Below are 10,924 nucleotides of genomic sequence, written 5' to 3' on the forward strand. Positions count from 1 at the left end.
AGCGGCACAGCGAAACCGCCGGTGCCGCCCCCGGCGTCGACGATGTCGAGCGCCTCACGGCCGGTCGCCACCGCCCGCTCGGTCAGCACGGACCGCAACGCGTTCCAGACGACGGCGGTCCGCGCCGCCGGAGTCCTCGTGGCGCCTTCAGCACGCAACGTCGGCTCGCCTCCCTCTCCCCTCGCGACGGGGGCGTGGCGCCGGGCCGTCGCGAACGTGCACCCCGCGAACTGCTTCTCCGCGGACGGGCCCCAGCCTACGCCGTACGCCGACCCCCCGCTTCCCACCTGCTCCCACCCGCACGCCGACGGCGGAGACGAACACCCCCGCCTCCCAAGCGCCGCGTCGGCGGGACACTCCACGGCGGGATCCCGCGCAACGTACACGGCGCCCGGCTAGGCGCGTCATCCGCCCGCACCCTGCCACCACGTGCCCCGCAGCACCCAGGAGAGTCGCCCCGGCCGACGCCAACGTGCGTGCGGCGAGCAATCATGGAGATCGTCCGGCGGGAGCGGTCAGGCAGGGGGTCGGGGCTAGGCGTCGAAAGCGGCCGCCAGCCTCTTCGGCGCCCGGAGCCGCCACGCGTCCGTCAGCAGCTCCCCCAGCTCCTCGACGTCCACCGCCCCGAACCGCACCAGCACAATGGCGTGCCCGTCGTAATGCGACGTCGTGAAGAACGTGCCGGGCTCGGCCGCGATGAGCCCGGTCTTCTCCTCGTCGGAGCCCACCGGTAGCACCAGGACGTCGCCCTCGTCCCTGACCCGCGCGAACCATTTGCCGCGCACATAGAAGGCGGGCGTGCCGTACATGGTCTTCTCAAGGGTCTCTGGCAGCGCCAGCGCGAGCCGGCGCACGTCGTCCTCGGTCACCATGCCCACACGATACGCGCCGCGGGAAGGGCGGAAAGGGGCGCGTCGCGGCTGGTGACGCGCCACTGTCCGCCCGCTCCCACGCCACCCGGTCCTCGCCCGACGGGGCGCCTGACCGCGTAACGGTACACGTGCTGACCTTCATGAGCGTGCAGGCCGGCGTGGTTGGAACCGTACCCCGAACACGCGCTCCTGACGGTGTCTAAAGGGTGAGGCTTGGCTTGAGCTGCTTGAAGCGGGCCAGCAGGCCGTTGACGAACTGCGGCGACTCGTCGGTGGACAGCTCCCCCGCCAGGTGCACCCACTCGCTGATGACCACGCCCTCGGGCACGTCGGGCATCCACAGCAGCTCGTACGTGCCGCCGCGCAGCAGGTTGCGGTCGACTGCGGGCATCCGGTCGAGCGTCCAGCCCTCGGCGTACGTGGTGATCAGTTCGTCGATGCGCGCGTGGTGCCGGGCGACGCCCTCGACGATGGCCGAGGTGTATTCGTTCACCGGGGGCTCTTGCCGCTCCACGCGCTCGGCGAGGATCTTCAGCGGATCCTCGCCGCGCAGCTCGGCCTCGAAGAGGATGTCAAGCGCCCGCCGGCGTGCTTTGCCGCGTGCCGACACCTCAGGCCCGGCCGAGGTATTCGCCGCTGCGGGTGTCGACCTTGACCTTCTCGCCGGTGGTGATGAACAGCGGGACCTTGATCTCGGCGCCGGTCTCCAGCGTGGCGGGCTTGGTGCCGCCGGTGGAGCGGTCGCCCTGCAGGCCCGGCTCGGTGTTGGAGATGGTCAGCTCGACGGCGGCGGGCAGGTCGATGTAGAGGGCCGAGCCCTCGTTGAACGCGACCGTGGCCAGAGTGTTCTCCAGCATGTAGTTGGCGGCGGTGCCGACCGTGCCGCTGGGCACGTTGACCATGTCGTAGGTCTCGGTGTCCATGAACACGAAGTCGTCGCCGTCCTTGTACGAGTACTGCATCTCGCGCTTGTCGACGTTGGCCACCTCGACCTTCACGCCGGCATTGAAGGTCTTGTCGACGACCTTTCCGGAGAGGACGTTCTTGAGCTTGGTGCGCACGAACGCGCCGCCCTTGCCCGGCTTGACGTGCTGGAACTCCACAACGGCCCACAGCTCACCGCCGTCGAGCTTCAGCACCATGCCGTTCTTGAGGTCGTTGGTCGTCGCCACTCGTTCTTCTCCCGCGTGCGGCCGCTCTACAGAACGAGCAGCTCCTTGGTCGTCTTGGTGAAAAGTTCCGGCCCGCCATCACGTGTCACGAGGGTGTCCTCGATGCGAACCCCGCCCCGGCCCGGGAGATAGATCCCAGGCTCGACGGTGATCGGAACTCGATCCTTTAGTCTACCGGTCCGAGAGGGGCCCAGGAACGGCTCCTCGTGGATCTCCAGGCCGACGCCGTGTCCCAGGCCGTGCCTGAAGTGGTCGCCGTGGCCCGCGTTCTCGATGATGGTACGTGCGGCGGCGTCCACCTCCTTGGCCCCCGCGCCGGGGGCGAGCGCGTGCCTGCCCGCCCTTTGCGCCTCGGCGACCAGCTCGTAGATATCGTGCTGCCAATCGGCGGGCGCGCCCAGGCAGACCGTCCTGGTCATGTCGGCGTGGTAGCCCTGGTAGCGGGCGCCGAAGTCCATGGTGACCAGGTCGCCGGCGCGCAGTTCCCTGCCGGTCGGCGCGTGGTGCGGGATCGCGCCGTTCTCACCCGCGGCCACGATCGTGTCGAACGCCGGCTTGTCGGCCCCCAGCTCGGTCATGCGGTTGTCGAGGAGGCGGGCAAGGTCGCGTTCGGTGATCCCCGGGGCGATTTTCCCGGAAATATCGGCAAACGCCTGATCGGTGATCTCGCAGGCCGTACGGAGGAGCTCCAGCTCGCCGTCGTCCTTGACCGCCCGCAGCAGCTCCACGACCGGTTCCAGCGGCACCAGCCCCTCGTCCAGGCGCCGGTACGTGGCCACGCTCATCCACGCCGCCTCGATGCCGACGCCCGGCTCCGCCAGCGTGCCCGCCACCTCGTACGCCTCGACCGACGGGACGTCCAGCGTGCGGGCCGCCTCGATGTAGCGGTTGTCGGTCGCCAGCAGCGCGGTGCCGTCGGCCCTGACCAGGACGGCGGCGTTCGAGCTGGACAGCCCGGTGAGATAGCGGACGTTCACCGGGGAGGTGACGAGCAGGGCGTGGACCTCACGGGCGGGCAGCAGCTCGGCGAGGCGCGCGCGGCGCGCCACGTAGTCGAAGGTCATGGCGCCAATGTACGTGTTCCTGCCCTCACGTCACTATCGCCCACCTCGTCCCAGCGCGGCGGTCTGCTGGAGGAGCTCCTAGTTGCCAAGGAGCCGCCAGTCCCGCAGGACGTCCGCCGCCGGCCCGGTCTTTTCCATGTCGCCTTTCTCCTGAGCCCGCTCCAGGTCGTGGTACACACCGGCGACCTGGTTGATGGCCGGGTCGAGGTGACCCTCGTCGAACTTCCTGGCCGCCTTCCTGATCTTCTCGCGGGCCTTGTTCGCGACCTCGGGGTTGATTCCGCCCATCGCCTGCTGAGCCATCAGCGCCTTGTCGAACTCCGACAGCCACTTGTTCCACCCGCCCGGCGGGATCGCCTCGCCCAGGGTCGCCTTGGGAGGGACCGTCTCCTGCAGGACGGTCGGGTCGGGTCCCAGAGTGGACACGAGACCGCTCGACGGTTCGGGGGTGGGCAGCTCGGTGGGCGGTGTGAACGTGGAGGGGGCGGCGGTCGGGGTGGTCACGGCGACCGGCTCCTCCTTCCGCGAGCCCGCCCACATCACCATGACCACGGTCACCACCGCGATGACCACCACGGCGGCGCCCAGCTGGAGGAGGAGCTTGCGGTTCGAGGCGGGCCGGGGTTCGAGGTCGCCCGCCTGGTAGATGGCTGTGTCACCGGCCCGAGAGCCCCCGCCGTGGTCCGCGACCTGGTAAACCTCGGTGACCCCTTGCCCGCCGCCGGGCCCGGCTCCCGCACCGAAGGCCTGCCCGCCGCCCGCGGGCCCTGCCCCGCCGGACGGCGGGCCGCCGTCGCGGAGGGAGACGCCGGTCACGGGCATGGGCGGTGCGGCCGGGTTGGAGCGCGGCCGGGCGATGGTCGCCAGCGCCCGCCTGACCGCCTCGCCGCTGGCGGGCCGCCTGGAGGGCTCCTCAGCGATCATGGCCAGCACCAGCCGATCCAGCTCCGCGGGCACCTCGGCCCTGAACGCACTGGGCGGCGCAGGCTCACCCCCAGAAGCGGCTCCACCATCCGAGCCCATGTCGCCACCGTCGCCATCGGCCGCGTCACCGTAAGGCGGACGGCCGCAGAGCAGCTCGTAGCAAACGCACCCGAGCGCGTACAGATCCCCGGAAGCCGTCGCCTCCTGCCCCGCGACCCGCTCGGGCGCCAGGTACCGGCCGGACGACGGCACCCGATCGTCCATCCCGAACCCGACGACCTTGAGCACCCCGCTCCCGGCCCGCCGGAAGCTGTCCGGGCCGATCTGGCCGTGCACGACCCCGGCCCGGTGCGCGGCGTCGAGCCCGGCGGCCGCCTGCCCGATCAGGTCGCACACCTCAACGATCTTAAGGGGTCCGGCGGCGGCGAGCTCCTCGCCCAGGCTGAGCCCGGTGAGGTACTCCATCACCAGGAACGGCGCCCCATCGTGATCGCCGACGTCCAACACCATGGCCACGTTCGGGTGGATCACCCTGGCCACGGCCTGGGCGTGCTGCCTGAGCACCTCACGCGTGGCGGCCCCTGCCGCCCTGGCACCGAGCACCTTCACGGCCACGACCCAGTCGGCCCGCGTGTCGTACCCCCGCCATACCTCGCCCATCGGCCCGCTGCCGATGCGCTCGTCAAGCCGGTAGCGATCAGCGACCAAGGACGGCGTCGCGTCGGACATATCCCCGCCAATTACTCGAAAATCAGGATTTTCGACCAACCATAGGGCCCCACAGCCCCTGCCGCCCCATCATCCGCCCGCACCGCGCCCGAGGACCGGCTCGACCAGCGCCCCGCCGGCCGCGGCGACGTGGCTGCTCTCGCTGTTCACGCTCGTACGCGCGCTGCGCAGGGCGGGGTCGGGCGCCGTTCTCCGCCGTCACGGCCGGGCACCTGCGCCGGCTGGGCTGGATCCTGATCACGGGTTCGGCCGTGTCGGCCGTGGCCGGCATGGTCGCGGTCGAGGCCACCATCTGGTGAGTGAGCGCACTGTGCGGGTGCGCCGCCTGTGTGACGCGCTCGGCTGCCAGCCGGGCGACCTGCTCACGTACGAGTAGATCGCCCGGCTTCCGCGGGGTCAGGCCGCCGCGGGCTCGGGCACGCGCCCTGCGGGGGCGGTGTCGAGCGGCTGCGGGGGCGCGTTGAAGACGGCCTCGTCCAGGCGGCCCTCAGAACGGGCGACCAGGACCGGCACGACCATCTGGCCCGTCACATTGGTCGCGGTGCGGATCATGTCGAGGATCGGGTCGATCGCCAGCAGGAGACCGACGCCCTCCAGAGGCAGTCCCAGCGTGCTGAGCGTGAGCGTCAGCATGACGATCGCGCCGGTCAGTCCGGCCGTGGCGGCCGAGCCGACCACAGACACGAACGCGATCAGCAGGTAGTCGCCGACCCCGAGGTGCACGCCGAACACCTGGGCCACGAAGATCGCGGCCAGCGCCGGGTAGACCGAGGCGCACCCGTCCATCTTGGTGGTGGCGCCGAACGGCACGGCGAAGGAGGCGTAGTCGCGGTCCACGCCGTTGCGCTCGACGGTGACCCGCTGCGTCAGCGGGAGCGTGCCGACCGACGAGCGGGAGACGAACGCCAGCTCGATCGCGGGCCAGGCGTTGCGGAAGAACTGGAGGGGATTGACCTTGCCCCACACCGCCAGCAGCGTCGGGTAGACGGCCACCAGCACGATGAGGCACCCGGCGTACACCCCGAGGCTGAACTTGGCCAGCGGCGCCAGCAGCTCCCAGCCGTACGTGGACACGGCCTTGCCGATCAGACCCGCCGTGCCGATGGGGGCGAGGCGGATCACCCACCACAGCGCCTTCTGAACCAGCTCCAGGACGGAACGGGCGAGGTTCAGGAACGGCTCGGCCTTCTCACCGACCGCCAGGGCAGCCGCACCCAGCACGATCCCGAGGAAGACGATCTGCAGGACGTTCACCTCGGTGAAGGAGGTGACGACGTTGGTGGGCAGGATGCCGGTGACGAAGTCGAGCCAGGTGCCCGCGCCCTCGGTGTCGACAGCCTTGGCGGCGGAGGTGTCGAGGGTGACGCCCTGGCCGGGGTTGATGATCAGGCCGAGCCCGATCGCGAAGGCGACGGAGATGAACGCGGTGATGAGGAACCACACCAGCGTCTTGGACGCGAGCCTGGCCGCGCCGTTGACGTTGCGCAGGTTCGCCACGCTGACCAGCACGGCGGTGAAGACCAGCGGCGGCACGGCCAGCTTGAGCAGTTGGACGAAGAGCTGGCCGACCTTGGTCAGCGTCTCGGCCAGCCAGGCCACGTCCCAGATCTTGGCGACGAAGCCCAGCGCGATGCCGGCAGCGAGGCCGACCAGCAACTGGAGGGAGAAAGAGAATCTCTTCATGAGTGGGGGACTCCGGAGAATCACGGCATGCGGCTGCAAGCGGTGCAGGGCATACCAAGGGGAGAGGGGATGGCGGGCGTAACGGTCAGCTACAGAGAGATCCGTGCAACCGGCACAGATCGATGTGCAGCCGCTCGACGAGCCAGACAGACACCAGAGAGAGCCTCACGAGCCCGTGCAACACCCGCATGACCGGAGATATTCCCCATAAAACAGCTAGACTTACCCAGCAATTTCCTTGATCGTCTCGATCAGCCGCACCCGGTCCTCGTGCGTCCTGCCGAACGGCGCCACGTTGAGCGTTGTCACCCCTGACTCCTTCAGCGCCTGCACGCGGTCGCGCACGAACCCCTCGCTGCCGATCAGTGACATCTTCTCCAGCAGCTCGCCGGGCACCAGGGCGGCCGCCTCGTCCTTCTTGCCCTCGAGGTAGAGGTCCTGGATCTGCTCGGCTTCCTTCTCGTAGCCGTAGCGCCTGGCCAGGTCGTTATAGAAGTTCTTGCCCTTGGCGCCCATGCCGCCGATGTAGAGGGCCGCCATCGGCCGCCCGAACTCCAGCAGCCCGGCCACGTCGTCGCCGATCGCCAGGGACGCCTGCGCGATCACGTCCAGCTCGCCCAGCTCCGGATCCCGCCTGGCCTTGCCGGCGGCCAGCGCCGGGCCCCACACGTCGGCGGCCTTCTCGGGAACGTAGAAGATCGGCTCCCAGCCCTCGGCCAGCTCGGCGGTCAGCTCGACGTTCTTGGGCCCGATGGCGGCGACCACGATCGGGATGCGGGGCCGTACCGGGTGGTTGATGAGCTTGAGCGGCTTGCCCAGGCCCGTCCCCTGCTCGGGCGGGAGCGGCAGCGTGTAGTTCCGGCCGTCGTGCTCCAGGCGCTCCCGCCGCCACACCTTGCGGCAGATCTCGATGATCTCCCGCGTACGCCCGAGCGGCGCGGTGTACGGCACCCCGTGGAACCCCTCGATCACCTGCGGCCCGGAGGCGCCGAGGCCGAGCGTGAAGCGCCCGTCCGAGACGTAGTCCATGCCCGCGGCCGTCATGGCCAGCAGCGTCGGCGTGCGCGAGTAGATCGGCAGGATGCCCGAGGCGATCTCCAGCCGCTCGGTCCTGGCCGCGATGTAGCCCATCTGGCTGACGGCGTCGAACGAGTACGCCTCGGCCACGAACACGATGTCGAGCCCGGCCTTCTCGTAGTCGGCCAGCTCGGCCACCGTCTCCTTGAAGCCGCCGGAGTAGTTGAGTGCCATTCCGATGCGCATGCCGGGCTCCCGCTGAAACCGAATGATATTCCGTTGCGACGCGAACAGGCTATCGCGTCGGCGCGCCGGGCAGTGAGCCACTAGCCTGGTTCGGGTGCTGAGCCGGCTCGTCATCGTCGTGAGCGCCGTGGTCGCCGTTGCCATGGCGGGGCACCAGCTGATCCCGGCGCTCGGCGGGTTCACGCCCGTCATGGAGAGCCTGCTGCCCTGGATCGGGCTGACCGTTCCGCTGCTGCTCCTGGCCGCGGCCGTGGCACGTTCCAGGGCCGCCGCCCTCGCGGCGCTGGTGCCCGGGGTGGTGTGGGCGGTGATGTTCGGCTCCACACTCTTGCGCACGCCGCCCGGCGGGCCGAGCGACCTGGCCGTCGGCACGGTCAACGTGGGTGTCACCAACAACGCCTCCGGCGAGGCCGTGCGCATGATCGCCAAGGATCTCGACCTGCTGGCCGCCCAGGAGCTGACCAGCGGCGGGCCGGCGGCCAAGCAGCTCAACAAGATGTTCAAGTACCACTACCCGGTCAGCACGGTCGGCCTGTGGAGCCGCTATCCGATCAGCGAGCCCAAGCCGCTCGACGTCGGCCTGGGCTGGCCGCGCGCCCTGCGCGCGGTGGTCAGCACGCCCAAGGGCAAGGTGACCGTCTACGTCATGCACCTGGCCTCGGCCCGGCCGGGAGCCACCACTTCGCGCGACGCCTCGCTCGCGCGAGCCCGCAAGCTCATCGACGCCGACCCCAGCAAGCGCATCCTGCTGCTCGGCGACCTCAACACCGCCACCACCGACCGGGGCATGCGGGGGCTGACCCCGCCGCTGGTCGACGCGCAGACCGCGGCGGGCGACGGGTTCGGGTTCACCTGGCCGTCGGAGTTCCCGATCACGCGGCCCGATCACATCCTGTTCAAGGGCATGACGGCGACCAAGGCGGGCGTCGCCCCGGCGACCGGCAGCGACCACCGGGCCGCCATCGCCTCACTGCGGCTCTAGCAGCCTCAAGTCGCGCGGCGTGTCGATGTCGGCGGGGTCTCCGTGCTCGTCGCACGGCACCTCGGTGACCAGCTCGGGATGGGCCTTCATGAACGGCCTGGCCCCGACGTCCCCGACGGCCAGCTCCGCCACGCCGGCGAAGTGCTCACGGGCGATCAGCACCGGGTTCCTGCGTTTGCCCCCATAGGTGGCGACCGCCAGTCCGGCACCCGAGTCGATCAGGGCCCGTACCGCACCCGGGCGGATGAGCGGCTGGTCCACCAGCGCGATCACCACGGACTCGGCCTCCTCCGGCAGCGTGGCGAGGCCGACCCGCAGGGAGGAGCCCATGCCGGAGGCCCAGTCCGGGTTGCGCACGGTCACCGCGCCGCGCACCTGCACGGTGGCCGCGCCGAGCACGACCACGACGGGATGGCAGCCGCCCTCCTCCAGCAGCCGCACGCCCCGGTCGACCAGGCGCTCACCCGCGTACTCGACCAGCGCCTTTGGCGTGCCCAGCCGGGAGCCCTGCCCCGCGGCCAGCAACAGGCCGGCCACCCTGGCGCCCTTCATGGGGTCTCGTGGTGGATGCGGCCTCGCGTGCTGGACAGCGGGCGCCCGGAGCCGCCCCAGCGGAGCTGGATCAGCTCGGCCGCGATCGACACGGCGGTCTCCTCGGGGGTGCGCGCGCCGAGGTCGAGCCCGATCGGCGAGCGCAGCCTGGCCAGCTCGTCGTCGGTGAGCCCGGACTCACGCAACCGGGCGAGCCGGTCATCGTGGGTACGGCGCGAGCCCATCGCGCCCACGTACCCGGCCTCCGTCCGCAGGGCCACCTCCAGCAGCGGCACGTCGAACTTGGGGTCGTGGGTGAGCACGCAGATCACCGTGCGCTCGTCCACCTGCACCGACGCCAGGTAGTCGTGGGGCCATTTGACCACCACCTCGTCGGCGTCGGGGAAGCGCTTGGAAGTGGCGAAGATCGGGCGGGCATCGCAGACCGTGACGTGGTAACCGAGGAACTTGCCCACCTTGGCCACGGCGGCCGCGAAGTCGATGGCCCCGAAGACCAGCATGCGCGGCGGCGGCGCGAACGACTGGACGAACACCGACAGGTCGTCCAGCCGCCGCTCGCCCTGGCCGCCGTAGCGCCTGACGCCGGTAAGACCCTGGGCTAGCATGCCGCGCGTGTCGTCGTCCACGGCCTCGTCGAGGCGCTCGAGGCCGAGGGTGCCGGAGGAGCGGTCCGGCCAGATGACCCGGCGGGCGCCGACCTGGCCGGGGCCGGAGATGATGGTGGCCACGGCGACCGGCTCGTGCACCTCCACGGACGCCGAGATCTCCCCCAGCTCGGGGAACGTCTCGATCGAGATGGGTTCGACGAGGATGTCGATGATGCCGCCGCAGGTGAGCCCGACGGCGAACGCGTCGTCGTCGCTCACGCCGTACCGCTGCAGGATGGGCTGGTCGATCTCGGCGGCCAGCTCGAACACGGCGCCCTCGACGCACCCGCCGGACACGCTGCCGACCACCTCGTCGCCCCGCACCGCCATGGCCGCGCCCGGCGGCCTGGGCGCGCTGCTGAACGTGCTCACCACCGTCGCCAGCCCGAACCTGAGCCCCGATCTCCACCACCTGACGATGTCCGGCAGCACGTCACGCATGGGCCAGCCTTTCACTGAGTTGCTCGAAGGCGGCCAGGCTGTGCCCGGCCACCAGGTCGTCAAGGTACGGCAGGGCGGCCCGCATGCCTCCGGTGAGGGGCTGGTAGTCCTCGTACCCCTTGTGCGGGTTGACCCAGATCACCCGATGCGCCTGCCTGGCCAGCCTGGCCATCTGCGTGCCCAGGAGCTCCGGATCGCCGCGTTCCCACCCGTCTGAGGCGATCACGGCGATCGCCCCTCTCACGCTGTAACGGGACAGGTACTCCCGGAGTTCGTCCCCCAGCCGGGTCCCGCCGCTCCAGTCGGGGATGGCCTTGGAGACCTCGTTCAGCGCGGTGCCGGGGTCGCGGTGGCGCAGCTCGGCGGTGATCGGGGTGAGCCTGGTGCCGACCGAGTAGACCCTGGTGGCCCTGGGCTCGCTCCTGACCAGCGCGTGGGCGAAGCGCAGCAGGGTCTCGGCGTACGGGGCCATCGAGCCGCTGACGTCCACGAACAGGACGACCGTGCGCGGGCGGGTGGTGTGCCTCTTGTGCCGGAGCCTGGCGACGTCGCCCTTCCTGAGCGCGTCGCGGATGGTGCGGCGCGGGTCGAGCAC

At 70.7% G+C, this 10,924-nt stretch carries 12 protein-coding genes and 1 pseudogene; 2 read left to right on the plus strand and 11 right to left on the minus strand.

Annotated elements, in window-relative coordinates:
• From AB0J09_RS41160 to AB0J09_RS41185, 6 genes and pseudogenes are all read right to left on the minus strand, one after another.
• Positions 1-287 (minus strand): annotated as a pseudogene (locus AB0J09_RS41160) (hypothetical protein); the annotation flags it as partial.
• A gap of 246 nt (positions 288-533) precedes the next feature.
• The gene (locus AB0J09_RS41165; protein ID WP_360703512.1) at positions 534-872 is read right to left on the minus strand and encodes an MmcQ/YjbR family DNA-binding protein; all 339 of its coding nucleotides are present in this window, start codon (positions 870-872) and stop codon (positions 534-536) included.
• A gap of 199 nt (positions 873-1,071) precedes the next feature.
• On the minus strand, positions 1,072-1,482 hold the full coding sequence (gene nusB, locus AB0J09_RS41170) for a transcription antitermination factor NusB (protein WP_349447988.1): 411 nt from the start codon (positions 1,480-1,482) through the stop codon (positions 1,072-1,074).
• Position 1,483: 1 nt separating this feature from the next.
• A complete protein-coding gene (gene efp, locus AB0J09_RS41175; RefSeq protein WP_360703515.1) occupies positions 1,484-2,044 on the minus strand; it encodes an elongation factor P in 561 nt (186 codons plus the stop codon).
• 26 nt (positions 2,045-2,070) lie between these two features.
• Entirely contained in the window at positions 2,071-3,108 is a 1,038-nt protein-coding gene (locus AB0J09_RS41180; RefSeq protein ID WP_360703518.1) for an aminopeptidase P family protein, read from the minus strand.
• A gap of 78 nt (positions 3,109-3,186) precedes the next feature.
• Positions 3,187-4,761, minus strand: a complete 1,575-nt coding sequence (locus AB0J09_RS41185; RefSeq protein WP_360703521.1) for a serine/threonine-protein kinase — start codon at positions 4,759-4,761, stop codon at positions 3,187-3,189.
• Between the two features lie 316 nt (positions 4,762-5,077).
• Here AB0J09_RS41185 and AB0J09_RS41190 point away from each other — a divergent pair, with 316 nt between their 5' ends.
• Complete coding sequence (locus AB0J09_RS41190; protein ID WP_360703539.1) at positions 5,078-5,137, plus strand: helix-turn-helix transcriptional regulator; 60 nt, start codon at positions 5,078-5,080, stop codon at positions 5,135-5,137.
• A gap of 20 nt (positions 5,138-5,157) precedes the next feature.
• On the opposite strand, the gene AB0J09_RS41195 is transcribed toward AB0J09_RS41190, so the two are convergent.
• Both AB0J09_RS41195 and AB0J09_RS41200 read right to left on the minus strand, forming a co-directional pair.
• The gene (locus AB0J09_RS41195; protein ID WP_360703523.1) at positions 5,158-6,444 is read right to left on the minus strand and encodes a dicarboxylate/amino acid:cation symporter; all 1,287 of its coding nucleotides are present in this window, start codon (positions 6,442-6,444) and stop codon (positions 5,158-5,160) included.
• A gap of 222 nt (positions 6,445-6,666) precedes the next feature.
• A complete protein-coding gene (locus AB0J09_RS41200; protein WP_360703525.1) occupies positions 6,667-7,707 on the minus strand; it encodes an LLM class F420-dependent oxidoreductase in 1,041 nt (346 codons plus the stop codon).
• Between the two features lie 94 nt (positions 7,708-7,801).
• On the opposite strand from AB0J09_RS41200, the gene AB0J09_RS41205 reads away from it, so the two are divergent.
• On the plus strand, positions 7,802-8,689 hold the full coding sequence (locus tag AB0J09_RS41205) for an endonuclease/exonuclease/phosphatase family protein (protein WP_360703528.1): 888 nt from the start codon (positions 7,802-7,804) through the stop codon (positions 8,687-8,689).
• Here AB0J09_RS41205 and AB0J09_RS41210 read toward each other — a convergent pair.
• The 3 genes from AB0J09_RS41210 to AB0J09_RS41220 form a co-directional block, all read right to left on the minus strand.
• The gene (locus AB0J09_RS41210; protein ID WP_360703531.1) at positions 8,675-9,241 is read right to left on the minus strand and encodes a nucleotidyltransferase family protein; all 567 of its coding nucleotides are present in this window, start codon (positions 9,239-9,241) and stop codon (positions 8,675-8,677) included. The two genes, AB0J09_RS41205 and AB0J09_RS41210, sit on opposite strands and share 15 nt — an antisense overlap.
• Entirely contained in the window at positions 9,238-10,329 is a 1,092-nt protein-coding gene (locus AB0J09_RS41215) for an XdhC/CoxI family protein (RefSeq protein WP_360703534.1), read from the minus strand. Before AB0J09_RS41215 ends, AB0J09_RS41210 begins: the two co-directional genes overlap by 4 nt.
• Positions 10,322-10,924, minus strand: a 603-nt coding sequence (locus tag AB0J09_RS41220) for a VWA domain-containing protein (RefSeq protein ID WP_360703537.1), incomplete at its 5' end; no start/stop codon positions are given. The genes AB0J09_RS41215 and AB0J09_RS41220, both read right to left, overlap by 8 nt.

Origin of the sequence: Nonomuraea sp. NPDC049784 (genome assembly GCF_040659615.1) — a bacterium.
Taxonomy (GTDB): Bacteria; Actinomycetota; Actinomycetes; order Streptosporangiales; family Streptosporangiaceae; genus Nonomuraea.

Coding starts and splice junctions, on each gene's coding strand:
- AB0J09_RS41165 (WP_360703512.1), bottom strand. CDS start 872: ATGGTGACCGAGGACGACGTGCGCCGGCTCGCGCTGGCGCTGCCAGAG.
- AB0J09_RS41180 (WP_360703518.1), bottom strand. CDS start 3,108: ATGACCTTCGACTACGTGGCGCGCCGCGCGCGCCTCGCCGAGCTGCTG.
- AB0J09_RS41185 (WP_360703521.1), bottom strand. CDS start 4,761: ATGTCCGACGCGACGCCGTCCTTGGTCGCTGATCGCTACCGGCTTGAC.
- AB0J09_RS41195 (WP_360703523.1), bottom strand. CDS start 6,444: ATGAAGAGATTCTCTTTCTCCCTCCAGTTGCTGGTCGGCCTCGCTGCC.
- AB0J09_RS41200 (WP_360703525.1), bottom strand. CDS start 7,707: ATGCGCATCGGAATGGCACTCAACTACTCCGGCGGCTTCAAGGAGACG.
- AB0J09_RS41210 (WP_360703531.1), bottom strand. CDS start 9,241: ATGAAGGGCGCCAGGGTGGCCGGCCTGTTGCTGGCCGCGGGGCAGGGC.
- AB0J09_RS41215 (WP_360703534.1), bottom strand. CDS start 10,329: ATGCGTGACGTGCTGCCGGACATCGTCAGGTGGTGGAGATCGGGGCTC.